Raw genomic sequence first — 22,275 nt, 5'->3', positions numbered from 1 at the left:
AACACTTTTCGGGAATAGATTAATAAAAAGTTAAACTCCTCAATTTTTTTTTTACGCGGTATTGGGGACTTATGCCGCCCGATGATTTATATTTAACCCATTAAAATCTCCTGATAAAATACCAGACAAAACCACAGAATCGAGCATCGCTCTTCTGTGAATGCCCGGGTTCTTCGCCCGGGACACTTTGTTGTATTCCAAATTTTATCAAAGAGAAATGAAAGCAATGCAAAAAATCGCTGTGATTGGCGGCGGGGGGCGTACGGGCCAATATCTTGTCAATCAACTCATTGAAAAAGGTTATTCACTGAAATTGTTGCTCCGGCATCCGGAGAAGTTTACTATTCACAGTCCGCTGATAGAAATTGTGCATGGCGATGTGCTTGATCAGGAAGCTGTCCGGATGCTGCTGGATGGCTGCGGCGCGATTTTGAGCACGGTGGGGCAACGAAAAGACGAGCCGCTGGTGGCGAGCCAGGCGAGTTTCAATATCCTGAATGCGATCGGTGACCGGCCGATGCGGTATGTGGTACTGGCTGGTTTGAATGTGGACACGCCGACGGACCAGAAAGGCGAGGAAACGTTGAAGGCTACGCAGTGGATGAAAGTGACGTTTCCTACCATCCACAACGATCGGCAAAAGTCCTATTCGGTGCTTGTCGAAAGCAATACGGAATGGGTGATGGTGCGGGTGCCCTACATTGAATTCAATGGAAACCGTGCCGGGGTGAAAGTAAGTGCAACGGAGTGCCCCGGAAGCAAAATTGACGCCGCGGATATTGCCGGATTTATGATCGGTCAGCTCACGGATGATACCTGGCTGCGCAAGGCGCCGTTTATCTCCAACTAACAGCAATGGCCGGCAAAATTTCGTTTGCCGGCCATTTTTTATTTAATCAAATCTCTTTAAATCAATGCATTCCAAAGTATTTCTGCCGGGTGCAGCGCCTTCCTGCCTGTTCCGTCGTGGATCTGGTGGCGGCAGCTGGTGCCGGGCGCCGCGATGATCACTTCTTCGGGTTGCTGGCGAACCGTGGGGAATAGTACCAGTTCACCGATTTGCATCGAAATATCGAAATGCTCTTTTTCATAGCCGAATGAGCCCGCCATGCCGCAGCATCCCGATGGAATAAGTTGTACCGTATAATTTTCAGGCAGCGAAAGCATTTTTTTCGTCGGTATCACGCTCGAAATGGCTTTTTGCTGGCAATGGCCGTGCAGCTTGATGAGCCGTTTTTCTTTCGTAAACTGGTTTTTCGAAATGTTTTTCAGCTCGATTTCACGGGCAATAAACTCATCGAATTGGAGTGCATTTTGCGCCACCATTTTGGTGTCTTCTACCAGTTCGTCGCTTACGAGGTCAGGGTATTCGTCGCGGAACGTCAGGATCGCCGATGGTTCAATGCCTACCAGCGGCGTATCGTGCGAGATAATGTCTTTCAGCAATCGGATATTCTCTTCCGCGATTTTCTTCGCATCTCTTAGTAAACCTTTCGAAAGCTGCGGACGCCCGGAAGGTCCGTGATTTGGAATAATTACCTCATAACCCAGCTTTTCCAGCGCGAGAATGGCAGTTTTACCGATCTCAACATCGTTATAATTGGTGAATTCATCGCAGAACAAGTATACCTTCCGTTCCGATTTCGGTGCGTTTTTCTTGCGCTGATCGTACCATTTTTTCAAGGTCGTGCTATGCAGCAACGGCATCGTGCGCTCCGGGTGGAAACCCACGACGGTATTCGCGATTTTCCGGAGCGGGGCATTCTTGAAAATCAGGTTATAGGCCCACGGCACGTAGCTGGCAAGGCCGGTCATTTTGGAAAAATTGCCAATCAGCCACGACCGTACCGGAATGCCGTTGGCGTCGTGATATTGCTGCAAAAACTCCATTTTCAGCTTCGCGACATCCACATTGGAAGGGCATTCGCCTTTGCAACCCTTGCAGGCGAGGCAGAGGTCGTACACTTCCTTGATCTCCTCATTGTCGAAGCGGTTTTCCTTGGGCGAGCGCGTGAGCATCTCGCGCAGAATGTTCGCACGGGCACGGGTAGTATCCTTTTCATTGCGGGTAGCCATGAAGCTGGGGCACATGGTACCACCGCTCAAATGCGTTTTCCGGCAGTCGCCCGAGCCGTTGCATTGCTCGGCGTGCTGCAAAATGTCCTGGTCGTAGAAACGGAAGTTCGTTTTGAATTCCGGCGTTTTTTGGTCGGCCTCGTAGCGCAGGAATGTATCCATAGGCGCCGTATCGACGATTTTACCCGGATTGAAAATGTTATTCGGGTCCCAGGTTTTCTTGATATCCTTGAAAAGCTGGTAGTTATGCTGGCCCACCATTTTCGGGATAAACTCCCCGCGCAGACGACCGTCGCCGTGCTCACCTGATAGCGAGCCGTCATATTTTTTTACAAGATCTGCAATCTCCTCCGCGATCATCCTGAACTGGCGGTGTCCTTCGCTGGTTTTCAGGTTGATAATGGGCCTTAAATGCAGCTCGCCGGAGCCCGCGTGCGCATAATGCACGGCCGACATTCCGTGTTTTTTCAGGATTTCGTTGAACTCGCGGATGTATTCCGGCTGGTCGTACACGTCGATCGCCGTATCCTCGATCACCGCTACGGCCTTTTCATCGCCGGGGATATTGCCCAGCAATCCCAGTCCTGCTTTTCGAAGCGTCCATATCTTCTTCGTATCATCCCCGAAAAGGAGCGGGTAATGGAAACCGATACCGGCTTCCCTGAGTTCTTTTTCCATATCCGCAGCAAGCTGCTCCACTTCCTCTTTCGTTTCCCTCGAAAGGTCGACCACCAGGATCGCAGGAAACTTGCCGTCGGGCTTATTCTTTACAAAAAATGCGTTTTTCCGCTGTTCGACATTGGTGGCCGCGCATTCGAGAACGTACTCATCGATAAGCTCCACCGCGTGCGGGCCGTATTTGAGCGTCAGGATTGTTGCCCGCAGTGCCTCGTCGATGGTATCGCAATGCACACACACCAGCCCCTGCGTTTTGGGCGGCAGCGGCACGAGGTTGACTTTGATCTCCGTAAGAAAACACAACGTCCCTTCCGATCCTGCGATAAGGCTGCACATATTGAAAGGCCTGTCCGAAGCGGTGCCTGTGGTGTAAGGCGCCATGTTCAGCAGCATATCGAGGGCGTAACCCGTATTACGGCGTTCTACGGAAGGTTTCGGGAAGTTTTTCCGGATCTCGGCCTGGTTTTCAGGTGAGTTCAGGATGGCGTCGGTTTTCAGGTATATTTTGTCCAAAAGCGATGCGCTGCCGTTTTTCTGGCGGGCATTGCTCAGGAGTGACTGCAATTCGTTACTGTTTACATTCTTGAATTCCGCATCGCTGCCGTCGGCCAGAATTGCCTTTACTTCCAGCAAATGCTCCCGCGTGCTCCCGTATACGATGGAGTTAGAGCCGCACGAGTTGTTGCCGACCATCCCTCCGATCATCGCGCGGTTTGCGGTGGAAGTTTCGGGGCCGAAATACAGTCCGTAGGGTTTCAGGGCCATATTCAACTCGTCGCGAACAACACCCGGCTGTACGCGCACCCAGCGTTCTTTCGCATTTATTTCGAGGATTTTATTGAAATTTTTCGAAACATCTACGACAATACCATTACCCACAACCTGGCCCGCGAGCGAGGTACCGGCGGTGCGGGGGATCAATGAAACTTTCTTTTCCGTAGCATACGAAATGAGCGTTTTCAGATCGCCGATCGATTTGGGTATCGCCACGGCAATCGGCATTTCGCGATAGGCAGACGCATCGGTTGCATATAACGTCCGCATGGTATTATCGTAAAAGAGGTCACCATCAAGGCGTTGGGCAAGCAAGCTCAGATCGGCATCTGATACTGGAGACAGGGATGTCATAAATGCAATTAACTGGAAAAATATCGGATTCAAAGTTACGCACAACCGGGGTGGAAGTCCAGCAAAAAGTTGGGCAAGTGCGATAAACTAGCAGGCGACAGATTAAAAATGCCTGGTCAAGTGCCCGTATTTGTACTTCTCAAATATGTGATTTGGACTTAAAATGGATATGTGATCTTAGTTTAAAAATAAATGGCTTTCCGGGCACATATGTGGTTGTTTTGTATTGCATTATCCGAGTATTTTATATTATTTTGTACAAGGTGTGGTGTGAAATTCACATTTTTTCGTGCTAAAATTCAGTAAAAATGCTTTTTTAAGTTGTTAGTGGCATTTTTTCGATGAAGTGTAGAGAGAATGTCAAAATGATACAACACTATCGCCTTACAGACCTAATTATATATAACCTATGATGAATTTATCCTTTCATGTACTTCGTCAGCATGAGCTGCCTGCCGCGCGGGCTCCTCGCTCAAAGACAAAACCATTTCATTCGAAACTGAGAATTTTTGCCCTGCTGATTGCTCTCTTCACGATGAGCGCGGAACTGCGGGCGCAGGACGTAAATGTGACCGGTAAGGTTACAGACCCTAAGACAGGCGGCATTCCCGGTGTGACCATTACGGTAAAGGGAACGACAAAAGGGACGAATACGGATGTGGAAGGAAACTACCAGATCAGCGTGCCCAGCAGCGCAACCCTGACCTTCAGCGCGATCGGCTATGAAACGAAAGATGTTGCGGTTGGCAGCAAATCTGTGATCGATGTGGTACTCACAGAAGATATCAAGGCTTTGGAAGAAGTCGTGGTGGTAGGTTACGGTACAGTGAAGAAAAAGGACGCGACCGGTGCGGTTTCTGCATTGGGTTCGAAGGACTTCCAGAAAGGTATCGTAACATCGCCCGAGCAGTTGATGCAGGGCCGGGTGGCGGGTGTGCAAATCACCCAGTCGAGCGGCGAGCCGGGGGGTGGTATTAACGTGCGCATCCGGGGTACGTCGTCTGTGCTAGGGGGTAACAACCCGCTATTCGTCGTCGATGGTGTGCCTTTGAGTGGAGACAACACCTCCAGTGGTGGCGATAACCAGGGTGTAGGTCGCCAGCCTGCGAAAAACCCGTTGAACTTCCTCAACCCGGACGATATCGCCAGTATGGATATTTTAAAAGATGCCTCTGCGACAGCAATTTACGGTTCCAGGGGTGCGAACGGCGTTGTTTTGATTACTACTAAGAGAGGTAAGGGTAAAGGAACACTCGACTACGGGTATTCGGTAGGTTTCAGCAAAATTACTAAAAAATATGACCTGCTGAATGCAGCAGAGTACCGCGCGGCAGGCGGTCAGGACCAGGGCGCAGATACCGATTGGCAGGACGAGCTGTTCCGCACTGCATTGACGCACCAACACAACCTGTCGTACGGCGCAGGTGATGCTTCAGGCAACTACCGTTTCTCATTGGGTTATCTCGACCAGGACGGTATTGTGAAGACCTCTAATGTGAAACGTTACAGCGTGGGTTTTGCAGGTACTAAGAAGTTTATCAATGACAAACTGACGATCGGCAGTAACTTCAACTTCGCCAACACTTTGGATACCGGCGTGCCTATTTCTGAAAACATCGGCTTTGAGGGTGATTTGATGGGTAGCATTCTGAAAGCAAATCCAACTCGGCCGGTTTATAAAGGCGATTCCCTGAATCAGATTTCCACTACAGAACCGAACCCGGTTGCTTTTGTGAACTTGTCGCAAGATAAAAGCAATACACTTCGCGCTCTGGGCAACATCAATGCGGAACTGGAAATCTTCAAGGGTTTGAAATTCAAAACTGTACTTGGTTTTGACAAATCAATATCCAGCCGTAAACAGGCATACTCAAGGGATCTCGTGGTATCGGGTATCCAGAACATCGGCCGCGTGTACATCCGTGACGTAGAAGCCAATAACCAGTTGTGGGAAAACTACTTTACATATGATAAGGAATTCGGAGGTGTCAGCCTGAACGCATTGCTTGGGTATTCTTACCAAAGCTTTGAGCAGGGCAGCAAAAACGTGGCGGCAGCCAATTTCCGTACAAGTGATCTCGACCTGATGATCAACAATCTTGGTATCGCCGGTACAACGGAAATTAAGAATGAGACCTCGCTGAAAAGCGTAGGGTCGGTGGTTCAGAATTCGAGCTACTCCAAAGATGAGCTCCAATCGTACTTCGGCCGTGTCAATCTGGGCTTTGGTAACAACAGCAAATACCTTGTGACGGGAACGTTGCGTATCGATGGTTCTTCCAAATTCGGGGGTAACAATAAATATGGCTACTTTCCGTCGGGAGCAGTTAAATGGAAACTGGTGGAGGAAGAATTTATTTCCAAAACAACTTTCACAGATCTCTCTTTGCGCGTAGGTTATGGGGTTACGGGTAACCAGGCCATTCCCCACAACGTGTATGACCGTCGCGACCGTTACAGCGACTATGTGATCAACCAGGCTGGCGACGGTATCACAGGTGGTGGTCTGAATGCCGTGGCCTTCAACAATCCCGACCTGAAATGGGAATCGACAGCTGCATTGAACATCGGTCTCGACTTCTCTATCCTGAAAGGACGTTTGGGCGGTAGCATCGATGTGTATCAGAAAAGTACCAAGGACCTGCTTTTCAAAGTGGTAGCAGCACAGCCTGCACCCAATCCATTCGTTTACCGCAACCTGGATACCGATATTCAAAACAAGGGTATCGAACTTTCATTGAACGCGGCGATTATCGACGGCAAAAAATTCTCCTGGGAAGTACTGCTGAATGCATCTTATAATAAAAACCTGGTGAAAAACCTGATCGGTACTTACGATACAGGGGAGATCAACGGTCAGGGACTTTCAGGTGCGTTTGCGCAACGCCTGGCAGAAGGTCAGCCATTGTTTGCTTACTTCCTTCGCCAATTCGGCGGGTTTGACGAAAACGGAAACTCGCTTTATCCAAACGGGGACTTTCAACAATTCCTTGGAGGTAAAAGCCCGCTGCCGAAAGTTACCGCCGGTTTGACGAACAACCTGCACTATGGAAACTTTGACCTGAACCTGTTCTTCAATGGTGTTTTTGGACATTACATTTATTCCAACACCGCGAACGCATTCTTTACACAGGGATCATTTGCCAACGGACGTAACGTAACCAAAAATGTGATTGGCAATGGTGAAGGAGCATTGAATGCACCTGACGTATCAACGCGCTTTCTGCAAAAAGGAGACTTTGTTAGATTGCAAAACCTGACGCTGGGTTACCGGGTGCCTATCAAGAGCAGCAAAATTATCAGTAGTGCCCGGCTTTTCATAACTGGACAAAACCTGTTGACGTTCACTAAGTATGATGGTCAGGATCCGGAAGTAAGTACCAACAAGTCGTTGAACGACATTCCTTCGTTCGGAATAGACTACACAGCGTATCCAAGGGCGAGGACCTGGACAATCGGTGTTAATGTTTCCTTCTAATTCCTAACTAGTTATCAAATGAAAACGAGTAAAATATATAGAATAGTAGTTGCAGGGGTGAGCATCGCTATGCTTTCTGCATGTACCGACCTTGTGACTGACGAGAAGGATTCTGTAGTGAACAAGTCAGCTGACGGCAAATTCGCGCCTGTGAATGTGGTGGAAGCGCTCGCATCTGCGTACAAGGATTTATCGACGTATTCCGATCAGGCAGGTATTTACGCGCTCGGCGAGCACGTAACGGCCGAAATGATCCCGCCTACCCGCGGCGTCGACTGGGGTGACAATGGTGTCTGGCGTACGCTCGACCAGCATACCTGGGATGCTTCACACTCCTACATCCTCAGCGCATGGAACGCATTGAACCAACGCGCCTATAAAGCCACTGAAATCCTCGCGTCCAATCCTAATGCCAGCCAAAAGGCGCAGGCGCAATTTCTCAGGGCATATAATATGTACTGGGTAATGGATTACTGGGGATCGGTCCCTTTCCGGGAAGTAACACAAGGGGTGAACGACCTGCCGAAGGTACTTACCCGTTCGGAAGCATTTGACCTGATCCTGAAAGATCTGGAAGAGGCATTGCCAAACCTGCCCAAAGCCGGACCGTCGATTTCAAACGGTACCGCAAGCAAAGCCGCAGCGAACTTCATGTTAGCTAAAATGTACCTGAACAAGGGCGTTTACAAGTCTGCAAAGGCAGAAGGACCCTACACGTTCGACAAGGCCGACATGGATAAAGTTGTGGCACACGTAGATGCGATCACTGCCGATGGCTATGCTTTGGAAACCGATTACTTCAACGCATTCTCAGCTTCCGCGAAATCGGAGGTGATTTTTAACGTTCAGGAAGGTACTGCCCAAAACCGTTGGTTTATGACTTTGCACTATGGGCAAAACCCGTCGGGCTGGAACGGATTTGCGACCCTGGCTGATTTCTACGACACATTTGAAGCTAAGGATTCCCGTATTGGTAAAGCTGCGAAGAAAGATGGCTCGCAATACTCCGGTATTGGTTTGGGCTTCCTGATCGGCCAGCAATACGACGACAAGGGTAAGGAGATTATTGACTCGCGGACGCTGAAACCGCTTAAATTTACACGCGACGTTCCTTTGGCCGGTGCTGCTACCGATAAAGGTATCCGCGTGATCAAATACCACCCTGCAAACTCCGGTAAATATATCCTGATGCGCTATGCAGAGGCTTACCTGATGAAGGCGGAAGCAACCTTGCGCGGTGGAAATGCTGGGGGTGCATTGACGCAGATTAACGCGCTTCGTGCAGCTCGTGGTGCTACCGCACTGGGCGCACTCAACGAGGAAAGCCTTTTCGCGGAAATCGGTCGTGAGCTCTACTGGGAAGGTTTCAAAAGAACCACTGAGGTTCGCTTTGGCAAGTTTACGAGCGGCGCAGGCGTTTCTGTGAAGGAAGCATATACCGTGCTTTATCCGATCCCTTCTGCGGCCTTAGTTTCGAACTCAAACCTGGTCCAAAACCCGGGTTACTGATAATTTAATTTTGAAATACCGTCAAAAATGCTCGATTATTCGAGCATTTTTGTTTTTTAATGTCTGAATGAAAATTGTAATACGATTAGCAGGGATGTTTTTTTTGCAGGCTGTTATGGCTGGCTGTCAGACGCGAGACGGGTCGGCGAAGGAGGAGGCGGAAAAATATTTGGCCGGATTGAATGATAACCAGGCTCGTATTGTTGCGACGATCGGCGGGAAGCCTTTTTATGGCGATGAAAGTATTTTTGCCGGTCAGGTGATTATGTCGGGAAATGTGCTGAATGTAACGCTGACCGACCAGTTCGACGGGCGGACGATCATTAACCTTGCGGGCGACAAATGGTACAGTCGACGCCCGGTCGCCGACAGGATTGAGAGTTACCAGGAAAGCGCCAGCAGTCTGAAAATGGGGAAACTGGTCGACCGCGAGAAGTTGATTGGTGAGGGGTATATGCTCACCAAAGGTGATATAGTTGCTGTTACATTTGAAAAGGACAAGATGGTTTTCGAAATCAAAGGCGAGGTGGCAAAATACAGTGATTTTGCTCAGCCAGACCAATATTTACCTTTTGATGGACTGATAGTGTATAAAAAGCCGGCTATCAGTCTGGGCGGCATCAACGAACAAACAATTTTTGGTTCCACTCATTCAAACTAATGACGACAATCCGTTCAGCTATGTACAGGGCCTCATTGTTTTTTGCCCTGATCTGTTTACTGTTTTCGTGTAAAAAAGACGAAGGAAATCCCGATGGCCTTTTTGAGGAAATGAACGCCTCCGAAATTGGCGTAGATTTTGTAAATAAAGTCGAAGACCGCGAGGATATCAACATATTTAACTACCGCAACTTCTACAATGGCGGAGGAGTGGCGATCGGCGACATTAACAATGATGGGCTGGCAGACATTTATTTCACCGCCAATATGGGTGAAAACAAGCTGTATCTCAACAAAGGCAATTGGAAGTTTGAGGACATTACCGACAAAGCCGGCGTAGCGGAGCCCGAAAAATGGAGTACCGGAGTGGTCATGGCCGATGTAAATGGCGACAACCTGCTTGATATTTACGTATGTAATGCCGGTTACCAGAAGTTTTTAAACAAGCAGGGCAACTCGCTGTATATTAACAACGGCGACCTGACTTTCACTGAATCGGCCAAAAAATATGGCCTAGACGAAACTGGTTACTCCACTCATGCCGCATTTCTGGATTATGATCTGGATGGTGACCTGGATTGCTATGTACTCAACAACAGTTTTATCCCGGTCAACACCCTTAACTATGCTAACGACCGCAATCTCCGCGCCAAAGACTGGCCCGTGAAAGATTTTCTCAAAGGCGGCGGTGCCAAGCTGTTTCGCAACAATGGCGGAAAATTCGAAGATGTGAGCGAGGAAGCAGGCATTTACGGCAGCCTCATCGGCTTCGGACTCGGTGTCACGGTGGGCGATATCAACGGCGACCTTTACCCCGACATCTACATATGTAATGACTTTTACGAGAAGGATTACCTGTATATCAATCAGAAAGACGGGACTTTCTCCGAGGAACTTGAAAAGCGTATGAAGCACACCAGTCTCGCTTCGATGGGGGCTGATCTTGCAGACATTAACAACGACGGCTATCCCGAGCTGTTTGTCACGGACATGCTCCCACGCGACGAATACCGCTACAAAACAACGACTTCATTTGAAAACCATTACCTCTTCAACCTCAAAAAAGAAAAGGGTTTTTATAACCAATATATGCAGAATAGTCTGCAATTCAATAATCAGGACGGGACGTTTAGCGAGATAGCCAACTATTCAGGTGTGGCGGCGAGCGATTGGAGCTGGGGCGCATTGCTCTTTGACGCCGATAATGATTCCAAAACGGATATTTATGTCTGCAATGGCATTTATCATGATATCCTGGATCAGGACTTTATTGACTTTTTTGCCAACGAAGTGACACAAAAAATGGTGATGTCGGGGGAAAAGCAGAATATGCAAAACATCATCGACCGCATGCCTTCGACGCCCATCGCCAATAATTTCTTCCACAACGAAGGCAACCTCCAATTCAAAGAGAAAGGGAAGGAATTTGGTTTCGGTAAGGCCTCGTTTTCCAATGGTGCTGCCTACGCCGACCTGGATAATGACGGTGATCTCGACCTGGTCGTGAACAATGTGAACGAGCCATGTTTTGTTTATAAAAATAAATCCGAAGCCGCAAAAGAAAGAAACCATTACATCAAGCTAAATCTGAAAGGGCAGGGGATGAATACCCGCGCCGTAGGCTCCAAAGTGGAAGTGTATGCGGGTGGACAGGTTTTTAGCAAACAAGTGAACCCATCGCGTGGATTTCAGTCGAGCACGGAATATCCGTTGACGATTGGTCTGGGCAAAATCTCCCTCATCGACTCCATACGAGTGTTGTGGCCGACGCAGAAAGTGACCAGCATGCGTAATGTGAAGCCGGACACGTTACTGACCTTTGCTATTAATGATGCCGTGGAGGATTACATTGTCCCGTCCGGCAAGCGTGAGGAAATGCTTACCAACGTGACGCCTAAAGGCTTGGGCGCCCATATGGAAAACAAATACGAGGATTTTTTTAATGAACGGAATATCCCGGTCATGCTTTCCCAGGAGGGGCCTAAGATGGCGATCGGCGATGTGGATGGCGATCGTGCAGACGATATCTATATTTGTGGCGGTAAAGGGCAGGGCGGGCAGTTGTACCTCCAAAAAGGGGGCCAGTTCGTGAGATCCCAGCAGAAAGTATTCAGCGATCTGGCGGGCTTTGAGGATACGGCCGCGTTGTTTTTCGATGCAGACGGCGATGGTGACCGCGACCTTGTGGTAGGCAGCGGTGGTAACGAAAGCCTCGTATCAAGTCCTGATCTGCCTACGCGTTTGTACCTGAACGATGGCAAAGGGAATTTTGTAATCAATACGCGCGCATTGCCGCCTAATGCTATGAATACTGCGGTGATTGTGGCGGAAGATTATGACGCCGACGGGGACTTTGATCTTTTTGTGGGGAGCCGGAGTGTTCCGCGCGAATATGGTTCAACACCAACGAGTTATATCTATGAGAACGACGGTAAAGGCACTTTTAAGAGTGTTGCCAAAACGATCGCACCCGAACTGGCTAAGGCTGGCATGGTAAGGGATGCAAACTGGGCCGATATAGATGGCGATGGAAAGAAGGAGTTGCTCGTGGTAGGCGACTGGATGGCACCTTTGGCGTTCAAGTTCTCTGCCGGGAAGTTTCAGCGGATTAATACCGGATTGGAAGCATTCACTGGTTTCTGGGGCTCGTTGAAAATCGCAGATTTCGACGGCGACGGCGACCAGGATATCGTGCTCGGCAACATCGGGGAGAACTTTTCGCTGAAAGCGAGTGCCAAAGGGCCGTTGAGAATCTGGATCAATGATTTCAACAAAAACGGGACTATTGAAAAAGTAATTTCCAAAACGGTCGATTCTAAGGATCTTCCTGCGCTTTTGAAGCGTGAATTGACTACGCAATTTCCTTTCCTCAAAAAGAAAAGCATCAAGCACTCGGAATATGCTGTGCTGACGGTTCAGGACCTTTTCCCCGAAGAACTGCTGAAATCCGCAGTGGAGAAATCGGTAACTTATTTGCAATCCGGCATTGCAGTAAACGATGGTAATGGTCGGTTCAAGCTGGTACCATTGCCCTATATGGCCCAGTTCTCCTGCCTGAATGCGATCGAGAGCGAGGACGTGAATGGCGACGGAAAGCTTGACATTATCGTGGGTGGGAACTTCACCCATTTCATACCACAACTGGGAACCTTAGATGCCTGTCGGGGCAATGTCCTGATCAACAAAGGCAATATGCAGTTTGACGTTTTACTGGCCAATCAGAGCGGTTTTTCGCTTGATGGTGAGGTGAAACAGATCAGCCCTATCAACATAGAGGGAAAACCTTACCTGATCAGCCTTATCAACAACGCAGCGCCGGTTTTATTCAAAATCAACAAACTGTAATTGTTTTGCCGAACTTCCTTTCATTTAATGGCTTACTGAAAAAACTCTGGCTCGTCGCGTTCATAGGGGCTGTATTAGGCTGTTCACCGCAAAAGGATGATGCGGATTATGACTTCGAACTCCTCACTTCTGACCGTACCGGGATCAATTTTTCGAACACGCTCAAACCGACCAGGGACCTTAATATATTCTATTATATGTACTTCTATAATGGGGGAGGCGTTGGAGCCGGGGATTTGAACAACGACGGACTGATCGATCTTTGTTTCACAGCCAATCAGGAACCCAACCGCATTTATCTCAACCGATCGGGACTGAAGTTCGAAGATGTGACAGCTAAAGCAAATATCGCCGCGGACAAGGGCTGGTCGAATGGTGTTTCTGTGGTAGACATCAATCAGGATGGAATGCTCGATATTTATATTAGTCAGGTGGGCAACTTCGAGAATATGAAGGGGCACAACCTCCTGTTTGAATGTCAGAAGATTACACCGGAGGGCATACCGGTTTATGAAGAAAAATCCAAAGATTATGGGCTGGATCTCGTCGTTTTTGGAACTCAGGCGCTTTTTTTTGACTACGATCTCGATGGCGATCTGGACATGTTCCAGCTGAATCATTCAGTGCATCAGAACGGAACTTTCGGCCGTCGTGACCTTTTTAAAGGCACTGTCCATCCACTTGCGGGCGACAAACTATTCAGGAACGACGACGGGAAATTTACCGAGGTTTCCCAGCAGGTCGGGATCAACAGCACCGCGCTGGGCTACGGGCTGGGGCTTGGTGTAGGAGATGTCAATTTCGACGGCTATCCCGATATGTATATTGGGAACGACTTTCACGAGAACGATTATTTGTATATCAACCAGCGCAACGGCCGGTTCAGCGAGCAGCTGGATTCGTCGATGATGCATACCAGCCAGTTCTCAATGGGCGTCGATATCGGCGATTTAAATAATGATATTTTCCCGGAAATCGTGTCGCTTGATATGCTTCCGTCCGATTACGAGATACTGAAAAAATCGGAAGGGGAGGATATGTACAGCATTTTCAGATACAAAATCAGGCAGGGTTACAACTATCAGTTTGCCCGAAACAACCTTCAATTCAATAATGGCAACGGTACTTTCAGCGAGATTGGCGCCTTTGCGGGCGTGCATGCGACGGACTGGTCGTGGGCAGCATTGTTTGCGGATTTTGATAATGACGGGTTAAAGGACCTTTTCATTTCGAATGGCATTCCGAAGCGGATGAACGATACCGATTATATCAGGTTTGTGTCCGATGATGTGATACAGGCCAGAATTCGTGATAAAAATTTCGATGAAAACGATCCCGGATTGGCTGACAAGCTCCCGGAAATCAAGCTTCCTAACAAGTTTTTTCATAACGAGGGCGACCTGGCATTCGACGATTTGGCCAAAAACATCAAAAATGACCAGATTTCTTATTCCAATGGTTCGGTTTATGCAGACCTCGATAACGACGGCGACCTCGACATTGTCACGAACAATATCAATGAAAAAGCATTTGTTTACGAAAATCTCAGCAGTGGGAGGTCTTCCAAAAACGGTTTTTTGCGGCTCTATCTAAAAGGCAAGAAAGGCAACCTGAATGCGATAGGTGCCAAATGCCTGGTATTCAGGAAAAGCAATGTGCTCAGCTATGAAAAATTTCCCGTCCGTGGTTTCCAGTCGAGCATGGAAGTGCCATTGAATGTAGGTTTGGGAAAAAAATCGGAGGTGGATTCGATGATTGTGATCTGGCCTGACAACCGCTATCAGGTGGTAAACACTGCGAATTTGAAAGATTCCCTTTCCCTTGCTTACATGGAAGGCCTACCTGTTTTCGATTACCAGAAATTCAAAGAACAAAAGGCAAGTAAATCTTATGCATTTCGCGATATCGCTGCACAAGTAGGACTGGATGTGCGGCATGAGGAGAATAATTTTGTTGAATTTGACCGTAATTCCCTCATTCCATTCGAAGTGACTGCGGACGGTCCGGCACTGGCCATTGCCGATATTAATCACGATGGACTGGAAGATGTGTTTGTAGGTTCATCCAAATTGCTACGCAGCCATTTGTTTGTTCAGAATGCTGATGGAAGGTTTAAAGAATCCGTTCAGCCTGCTCTGGCGCTGGATAGCGCTTACGAAGAGGTGGACGCCGACTGGGTGGATGTGAATAGCGACGGGCACCCTGACCTCGTCGTAGCAAATGGGGGCAACGAATTCAGTAACAATTCGCCCTACCAGATGCCGCGCATTTACCTGAACGACGGCAAAGGAAACCTGTCAGCCAAAAGCGACGCATTCTCCAATATTTTTGTGACGGCTTCCTGCATTGTCCCATTTGACTTTACCGGCGACGGGCATGTCGATCTGTTCATTGGCGGAAGGGCTGTCCCTTTAAATTATGGCGAAATACCGCATTCCTATTTGCTGCAAAATGACGGGAAAGGAAAGTTCACTGACGTTACTGACCGCTATGCACCGGATGCGGGTTCAATGGGTTATGTTAAAAGTGCACGGCTCGCCGACATGAATAAGGATGGAAAACAGGATCTGCTGTTAGCATTGGAATGGGGAGGGATAGGGGTTCTTGAAAGGCAGGGTAATGTATTCCGCGAGAAAATGCTGACCGACCGCAAAGGCTGGTGGAATTTTGCCATGCCTTACGATTTCGACGGAGACGGCGATTTGGATATTCTGGCTGGAAATCTGGGGCTGAACAGTCGGCTGAAAGCGACCGAACAGGAACCGGTAAAGATGTATATCAATGATTATGACGGAAACGGGCGCACAGAACCATTGCTGACCACTTACCTCAGTGGCAAAGAAATGCTCTTTCCGACCAAGCAGGAAATGGAAAAGCAAATGCCGGCGATTCGCAAAAAATACATTTACGCATCCGAGTTTGCCAAAGCTACATTGGCCGAACTGGTCGGGAAGGACAAGCTGGAAGAAGCACAGGTGCTTGCAGCCGATTATTTCCGGAATGCGATACTCGTCAATAACGGGAACGGAGATTTCGAAATCAAAGCACTGCCTTACCGTGCGCAATGGACGCCTTTTTACGATGCTCACATCATCGATGCCAACGGCGACAAGCTGCCAGACGTGCTGCTGATGGGCAACTTCTACGGCTGCAACATCCAGATGGGCCGTTACGACGCCGATTATGGGACTGTGCTCATCAATAAAGGCAACTGCAATTTCGCCCCGGAGCCAATCAATGGCCTGCCAATTCGCGGCGAAGTAAAGCGGTTGAAGGAAATCAATCTCAAATCCGGGAAAGCGATCATAGCCGCCCGGAATGATAATAAACTGGTGGTAATAGCTCGAAAATAGCTGAGATTATAATCTGAAATAGTTATTACAAACTCTCCGTCCTCCCCCCATCCACAGCCAGACTCACTCCACTAATACTACCCGCTGCCGGACTGGCCAGAAAAGCAACCGCGGCGGCTACTTCTTTGGCTTCGCTGAAACGGCGGATGGGAATGGAGGCCTTCAATTCTTCGGCGACCTGTTCTCTGGTTTTACCCTGGTTTTTACTTCGCATTTCGAGGACAGCGTCCAGTCGCGCCGTTTCGGTGTAACCCGGAAGTACATTATTGACCGTTATGCCGTATTGCCCGAGTTCCAGCGACAACGTTTTGGCCCAGCTCGCAACGGCGCCACGAATGGTGTTGGATACCCCGAGGCCGATGATAGGCTGCTTCACCGAGGTGCTGATGATGTTGATAATGCGGCCAAATCCCTCCTTTTTCATCGAAGGTACCACTGCTTGCGCCAGAAACTGGTTGTTGATCACATGCATTTGAAAGGTCTTCAGGAACTGGTCGGATGTTGCCTCGATGATCGGACCGCCGGAGGGACCGCCGGTGTTGTTGACAAGAATATGTACCTCCGGGCAGAGACGAAGGTAATTTTCAATCGCTGATTTGACGCTTTCATGATCGGCGAAATCGGCCACCACGTACCGGTGAAGCTGCCCGAGAGAGGTGTCCAGATCTTCGACGGCTTCCCGCAGCTTTTCTTCATTTCGGGCCACGAGAGTCACATTTGCACCCAGCAATGCGAGTTCAACGGCGGCGGCGAGCCCGATGCCCTGCGTGCTTCCGCATACCAATGCTGTTTTTCCGGTCAGGTCGAGGTTCATGGTTTTGGCTTTTTAAACTTGGTTTCAGAATGATAACGTTTTGATTTTCGTCTGTTCCGCTGCCGACTTCGTTGATTTTTCGGCTATCTTTGCGGTTTATTTTCAACATGGGACAAGCCGAAATGCCGAATGTAAGCAAAATCCCGCATTTGTAATCTTAGAGCAAACGTTGCACAATGTCTAAAAAAATCCAATCCGCGCTTATTTCTGTTTATTACAAAGACGGTCTTGAGCCTTTGGTCCGCCTCCTGCACGAGAATGGCGTAAAGCTGTACTCTACCGGGGGAACTCAGACTTTCATTGAAAATCTCAACATCCCTGTGACCGCAGCCGAAGAGCTGACCGGTTACCCATCGATTTTCGGCGGGCGTGTTAAAACGCTCCATCCGGCCATTATGGGCGGTATTTTGTACCGTCGCGACGATGCAGGTGATGTAGCGCAGGCAGAGCAATACAATATCCCGGCTATCGACATGGTGGTAGTGGATCTTTACCCTTTCGAGGAAACGGTGGCATCTGGTGCGAGCGAGGAGGATATTATCGAAAAAATAGACATTGGCGGCATCTCGCTGATCCGCGCAACGGCGAAGAACTTCAAGGATACATTGATCGTTTCATCGCGGAGCCAGTATGCGGAAGTTGTTGAACTGCTGAATGCGAAAGCCGGCTCTACGGATATTCAGGACCGTCGTTACTATGCCGGTCTGGCGTTTGGGGTTTCATCGCATTACGATGGCGCGATCAACAGCTTTTTCACCTCCGGAAAAGAAACGACGGATAAAGAGCTGTTTGATTTTACCAATCTTGCTTCGCAAACGCTGCGTTACGGCGAAAACCCGCATCAAAGCGCTAAGTACTATGGTGACCTCGAAGGCATTTTCGAGAAACTGCACGGAAAGGAACTTTCATACAATAACCTCGTGGACGTGGATGCGTGCGTGAGCCTGATCGACGAGTTCACTGATGCCCAGCCTACATTCGCGATTATAAAGCATACCAATGCCTGCGGTATCGCCACGGCGCCGACGGCGAAAGAGGCGTATGACAATGCGCTGGCCTGCGATCCGGTTTCGGCATTTGGTGGGGTGGTTATTACCAATACAAAGGTCGATCTGGCTACTGCCGAGGAGCTGAACAAGCTGTTCATGGAAATCCTGATCGCCCCTGCTTATGACGAAGACGCATTGCAGCTTTTGAAATCGAAAAAGAACCGCATTCTGCTGAAACGCAATGCTGTTGAATTGCCGCAGATTATGTTCAAAACCATTCTGAACGGCGTTTTGGTACAGGATAAGGACCTCGCAACGGAAGTTGCGGCACAGTTTACGACTGTTACGGAAAAGGCACCGACGATCGACGAGGTTTCAGCATTGGAGTTTGCATTGAAAGTCTGTAAGCATACCAAATCGAACACCATTGTACTGGCTAAGGAAAACCAGTTGCTGGCGAGCGGTACCGGCCAGACTTCCCGCGTGGACGCATTGCGTCAGGCGATTGAAAAGGCGAAAGCATTTGGTTTTGATCTGAATGGAGCGGTCATGGCGTCGGATGCATTCTTCCCGTTTGCTGACTGCGTCGAAATCGCACACCATGCGGGCATTACCGCCGTGGTTCAGCCGGGTGGTTCTATTCGTGACAAGGATTCTGTGGATTATTGCAATGCGAACGGGCTTGCGATGGTGACTACGGGAGTTCGTCACTTTAAACATTAATTTTTATGTTGCCACTGCAGCCGCGGACTGTGAGGGCACGGATGAGCACGAATTCGTGAATCTTCGTGTCTTCACGGTCCGCCGCTGCGGTGGCAAAAATAGATTCCCTTGAACCCACTCCGGAAAGTCACCAAATTCCTTCTGACCGGATTAATAGTCCTGGCGGGCAGCCTCTTTTTTCTCTACCCGCAAATCTTCTACTGCGAGCTTATCGCATTCTCCAGTTTCAAGTCGAGCGATAAAAAGGTCTATTTCAGTCCGGATATCCACGCCAATAAATACAAAGTCCTCAAAAATACCGTAACGCTGGCAGAGGCGCGCGTTGACTCCTTTTACCAGGGGAAAATGTCCAACCCCAAAATCATCATTTGTCAGACAGCGCAACAGTACAAAAAATATTGCAGCAGCACAGAAGGTGCCGGTTGCAGCATCGGCACGCCCTGGGGCAGTTCTTACGTGATCCTGAATGCACAAGGCATGAACACGGACGTGATCGCCCATGAAATGAGCCATATCGAACTGCTGAGGCGTATTGGCTGGTGGCGCACCACCAACGACATTCCACAATGGTTCAACGAAGGGCTTGCATTGATGCTCGACCGACGCTTCGTAAGCGAAACCAGCGCGCGTGATCGATACCGCGCGTATCGTTACGAGTGGCGGTACTACACGCGCAACGGCCGCGACCTGCTACTTTTGAAGGACATTTCCACTATGCGCGAGTTTTTCGGAGGCGACCAGAAACACGTCATGACAGCCTATATGACGGCCGGAATGGAGGTTTCTTACTGGCTCTTGTTACGAAAAGAGGCTGGTTTGCAGCGTTTTATCAGCCAAATGCGGGAAGATATCCCTTTCCAGGAGGCTTATGGCCCCATTGGCCCTCACCATTTTAAAGATTCAAAGAAAATATCAGAGTAAAGCATTATCAATATGTGCTTGTAGGCTATATTTATGGGCTAATCGAGCTGATATCTCATTCATTCATCTATTTTATTATTTGAAATGCAACAATTACAAACCCTGGATTATGTCGTCTTCTTCTTTTACTTCATTGTAGTCTCCGGTTACGGTTATTGGATTTATCAGCGGAAAAAATCAAAAGTTGAATCTACAAAAGACTTCTTCCTCGCAGAGGGCTCGCTGACCTGGTGGGCGATCGGCGCATCGTTGATCGCTTCGAATATTTCGGCGGAACAATTTATAGGGATGTCGGGGAATGGCTTCTCGATGGGTCTCGGGATCTCCACCTACGAATGGATGGCGGCGGCGACACTGGTTATAGTAGCCGTTTTTTTTATGCCTATTTATCTCAAAAACAAGATTTACACCATGCCGCAGTTCCTGAGCCAGCGATATAACCAATCGGTGAGCTTAATCATGGCGGTGTTCTGGCTGGCATTATATATTCTTGTTAACCTTACTTCGATCCTGTACCTGGGTGCCCTGGCGGTTTCAGGGATTTCAGGGCTTGATTTCCAGTTCTGTATGATTGCGCTGGCGGCTTTTGCCATTATCATTACGATCGGCGGGATGAAGGTGATCGGTTTTACAGATGTAATTCAGGTGTTTTTCCTCGTGATCGGAGGTTTGGCTACTACTTACCTGGCGATCAATCTGGTATCCGATAATGCAGGCGTTGAAGGCATTGTGCAGGGTTTCAAAGTAATGCGCGACAACCACGACGATCACTTTCATATGATTTTCCCTAAATCCAGCCCGTTCTATATGCAGCTGCCGGGTCTGGCGGTTTTGCTTGGCGGTATGTGGATCGTGAACCTGAACTACTGGGGCTGTAACCAATACATTACACAGCGCGCATTGGGAGCGGATCTTAAAACTGCCCGTAATGGTATCCTTTTCGCCGCGTTCCTGAAATTATTGATGCCGGTGATCGTGGTATTGCCTGGTATTGCGGCTTACGCATTGTACAGCAAAGGCATGTTCCAGGCAGAAATGCTCGGCGAGGATGGCGTGATCAATGCCGACAAAGCGTATCCCGTGCTCCTCAACCTGCTTCCGACCGGTTTGAAAGGGCTTTCTTTCGCTGCGTTGACGGCAGCCGTGGTGGCATCTCTGGCCGGTAAAGCGAACAGTATTTCGACAATCTTTACACTGGATATTTTCAAAAACTATATTGGTAAGAATGCCGACGAGAAAACACTCGTTCGTATCGGCCGGGCTGTCGTTGTGATCTCGATGATCCTCGCAATTATCGTTTCGCCTTATATGGGCATCGACAAAAAAGGCGGGTTCCAATTTATCCAGGAAATGACAGGTCTGTTGTCGCCGGGTATTTTCGCGTCGTTCATCATGGGCTTCTTCTGGAAACGAACCAACTCGGCGGGCGCATTGTTCGCGATCGTCGGCGGTTTCCTGATCGCATTGGCGATGCACAACAATTACTTCCCGTTCGCCGACTGGACGCAAGTTCCGTTCCTCGACCGCATGGGCCTTGTGTTCCTGATTTGCGTGGCGGTAATGATAATTCTCGGTCTGATATTGCCTGACGAAAAGAAGGGCCTCGCAATCGATGCGTCGATGTTCATGCCGCACCGGACTTTTGTGATTGGAGCGGTAGTTGTGATCACGATCATTTCTTACCTGTACGGCCATTTCTGGTGAGATAGCCAACATATACAAACACGAAGGGGGCGGAATGTTGATTCCGCCCCCCTTTTGTATTAATGGAGAAAAGCTTACGCCTGTTCTTCGATAATCGTGATCTTCTGGATCTTGTCGCCCTGACGGATCAGGTCAACCGTTTCCACACCCTCCACCACGCGACCGAAGCAGGTATGGTTCCTGTCGAGGTGTGCCGTGTTGTTACGGCTGTGGCAGATGAAGAACTGAGAACCACCAGTATTGCGTCCCGCGTGTGCCATGGAAAGGACACCACGGTCGTGGTATTGGTTACCGCCTGTCAACTCGCAGTCGATCTTGTAGCCAGGACCTCCACGGCCGGTGCCGGTAGGGTCGCCGCCCTGGATCATGAAATCGGGGATTACACGGTGAAAGATCACACCGTCATAAAAGCCTTTTTTAGAAAGATCAACAAAGTTTTTCACCGTATTGGGAGCATCCTCATCGTAGAATTCGATAAGCATCGTACCCTTGTCAGTGATCATTTCCGCTTTTGTCATGTCTGAAATTGAGTATTAAAATTAAAAGAAGGTATTACCGGGGGATGTTTTGGCCGATGCCATAACAACACAAAGAAAAGGATCATGTATCCTTAGTTGTTGTTTTTGATTTGTATATGACTTGCCAAATATCAGTTGATTGATTGGGTTATCGCCGTTATGAGCAGTCGGCCGTAAACTATTCGTAGACGCAAATATTTGTTCAGATTTCTATAAATCTGATTCAAAGGTACAAAATACATGTTAGTCTTGGTAGTTGACCGGTTAGCATTTATCATATGATTACAAGCCGTAGATAGTACGGTATAAAAGCGCGCATTAGTCTGACCGTTATTTCAATGCATAGGTGTGGTAGCCACCATCAGCTACAACCTCTGTC

The 22,275-nt window shown here is 48.8% G+C and carries 12 protein-coding genes; 9 read left to right on the top strand and 3 right to left on the bottom strand.

Annotation, left to right across the window (positions count from 1 at the left end; translation table 11 throughout):
• The first annotated feature begins 217 nt into the window (after nt 1–217).
• Nucleotides 218–850: an NAD(P)-dependent oxidoreductase gene (locus tag AAHB90_RS30865; protein WP_342089185.1), complete on the top strand. Its 633-nt coding sequence runs from the start codon at nt 218–220 to the stop codon at nt 848–850.
• A gap of 56 nt (nt 851–906) precedes the next feature.
• Here the strand turns inward: AAHB90_RS30865 and AAHB90_RS30860 are convergent, their stop codons facing one another.
• Nucleotides 907–3,882: an FAD-binding and (Fe-S)-binding domain-containing protein gene (locus tag AAHB90_RS30860; protein WP_342089184.1), complete on the bottom strand. Its 2,976-nt coding sequence runs from the start codon at nt 3,880–3,882 to the stop codon at nt 907–909.
• A 409-nt stretch (nt 3,883–4,291) separates the two neighbouring features.
• Between AAHB90_RS30860 and AAHB90_RS30855 the strand changes: the two genes are divergently transcribed.
• The 5 genes from AAHB90_RS30855 (at nt 4,292) to AAHB90_RS30835 (ending at nt 16,227) form a co-directional block, all read left to right on the top strand.
• On the top strand, nt 4,292–7,360 hold the full coding sequence (locus AAHB90_RS30855; RefSeq protein ID WP_342089183.1) for a SusC/RagA family TonB-linked outer membrane protein: 3,069 nt from the start codon (nt 4,292–4,294) through the stop codon (nt 7,358–7,360).
• 18 nt (nt 7,361–7,378) lie between these two features.
• Complete coding sequence (locus AAHB90_RS30850; protein WP_342089182.1) at nt 7,379–8,869, top strand: RagB/SusD family nutrient uptake outer membrane protein; 1,491 nt, start codon at nt 7,379–7,381, stop codon at nt 8,867–8,869.
• Nucleotides 8,870–8,936: 67 nt separating this feature from the next.
• On the top strand, nt 8,937–9,530 hold the full coding sequence (locus AAHB90_RS30845; RefSeq protein WP_342089181.1) for a hypothetical protein: 594 nt from the start codon (nt 8,937–8,939) through the stop codon (nt 9,528–9,530).
• Nucleotides 9,531–9,550: 20 nt separating this feature from the next.
• Nucleotides 9,551–12,874, top strand: a complete 3,324-nt coding sequence (locus AAHB90_RS30840; protein ID WP_342089180.1) for a VCBS repeat-containing protein — start codon at nt 9,551–9,553, stop codon at nt 12,872–12,874.
• Nucleotides 12,875–12,879: 5 nt separating this feature from the next.
• Complete coding sequence (locus tag AAHB90_RS30835; RefSeq protein WP_342089178.1) at nt 12,880–16,227, top strand: VCBS repeat-containing protein; 3,348 nt, start codon at nt 12,880–12,882, stop codon at nt 16,225–16,227.
• A 25-nt stretch (nt 16,228–16,252) separates the two neighbouring features.
• Here the strand turns inward: AAHB90_RS30835 and AAHB90_RS30830 are convergent, their stop codons facing one another.
• Complete coding sequence (locus AAHB90_RS30830; protein WP_342089176.1) at nt 16,253–17,041, bottom strand: SDR family oxidoreductase; 789 nt, start codon at nt 17,039–17,041, stop codon at nt 16,253–16,255.
• A 176-nt stretch (nt 17,042–17,217) separates the two neighbouring features.
• Here AAHB90_RS30830 and purH point away from each other — a divergent pair, with 176 nt between their 5' ends.
• The 3 genes from purH to AAHB90_RS30815 all read left to right on the top strand — a co-directional run bounded on the left by purH (nt 17,218) and on the right by AAHB90_RS30815 (nt 21,378).
• Entirely contained in the window at nt 17,218–18,753 is a 1,536-nt protein-coding gene (purH, locus tag AAHB90_RS30825) for a bifunctional phosphoribosylaminoimidazolecarboxamide formyltransferase/IMP cyclohydrolase (RefSeq protein WP_342089175.1), read from the top strand.
• 108 nt (nt 18,754–18,861) lie between these two features.
• Entirely contained in the window at nt 18,862–19,674 is an 813-nt protein-coding gene (locus tag AAHB90_RS30820) for a hypothetical protein (protein WP_342089173.1), read from the top strand.
• 84 nt (nt 19,675–19,758) lie between these two features.
• On the top strand, nt 19,759–21,378 hold the full coding sequence (locus AAHB90_RS30815) for a sodium:solute symporter family transporter (protein ID WP_342089172.1): 1,620 nt from the start codon (nt 19,759–19,761) through the stop codon (nt 21,376–21,378).
• Between the two features lie 74 nt (nt 21,379–21,452).
• Here the strand turns inward: AAHB90_RS30815 and AAHB90_RS30810 are convergent, their stop codons facing one another.
• Nucleotides 21,453–21,896 carry a peptidylprolyl isomerase gene (locus tag AAHB90_RS30810; RefSeq protein WP_342089171.1) on the bottom strand — a complete coding sequence of 148 codons (444 nt, stop codon included), beginning with the start codon at nt 21,894–21,896 and terminating at the stop codon, nt 21,453–21,455.
• Nucleotides 21,897–22,275: the final 379 nt, after the last annotated feature.

This window comes from Dyadobacter sp. OTU695 (assembly GCF_038440355.1).
In the GTDB taxonomy this organism is placed as follows: domain Bacteria; phylum Bacteroidota; class Bacteroidia; order Cytophagales; family Spirosomataceae; genus Dyadobacter.
The sequence above is the reverse complement of the archived record's forward strand: the minus strand, read 5'-3'. Positions and strand labels throughout refer to the sequence as shown.

Coding starts and splice junctions, on each gene's coding strand:
- AAHB90_RS30830 (WP_342089176.1), bottom strand. CDS start 17,041: ATGAACCTCGACCTGACCGGAAAAACAGCATTGGTATGCGGAAGCACG.
- AAHB90_RS30850 (WP_342089182.1), top strand. CDS start 7,379: ATGAAAACGAGTAAAATATATAGAATAGTAGTTGCAGGGGTGAGCATC.
- AAHB90_RS30860 (WP_342089184.1), bottom strand. CDS start 3,882: ATGACATCCCTGTCTCCAGTATCAGATGCCGATCTGAGCTTGCTTGCC.
- AAHB90_RS30815 (WP_342089172.1), top strand. CDS start 19,759: ATGCAACAATTACAAACCCTGGATTATGTCGTCTTCTTCTTTTACTTC.
- AAHB90_RS30855 (WP_342089183.1), top strand. CDS start 4,292: ATGATGAATTTATCCTTTCATGTACTTCGTCAGCATGAGCTGCCTGCC.
- purH (WP_342089175.1), top strand. CDS start 17,218: ATGTCTAAAAAAATCCAATCCGCGCTTATTTCTGTTTATTACAAAGAC.
- AAHB90_RS30810 (WP_342089171.1), bottom strand. CDS start 21,896: ATGACAAAAGCGGAAATGATCACTGACAAGGGTACGATGCTTATCGAA.
- AAHB90_RS30845 (WP_342089181.1), top strand. CDS start 8,937: ATGAAAATTGTAATACGATTAGCAGGGATGTTTTTTTTGCAGGCTGTT.
- AAHB90_RS30865 (WP_342089185.1), top strand. CDS start 218: ATGAAAGCAATGCAAAAAATCGCTGTGATTGGCGGCGGGGGGCGTACG.
- AAHB90_RS30840 (WP_342089180.1), top strand. CDS start 9,551: ATGTACAGGGCCTCATTGTTTTTTGCCCTGATCTGTTTACTGTTTTCG.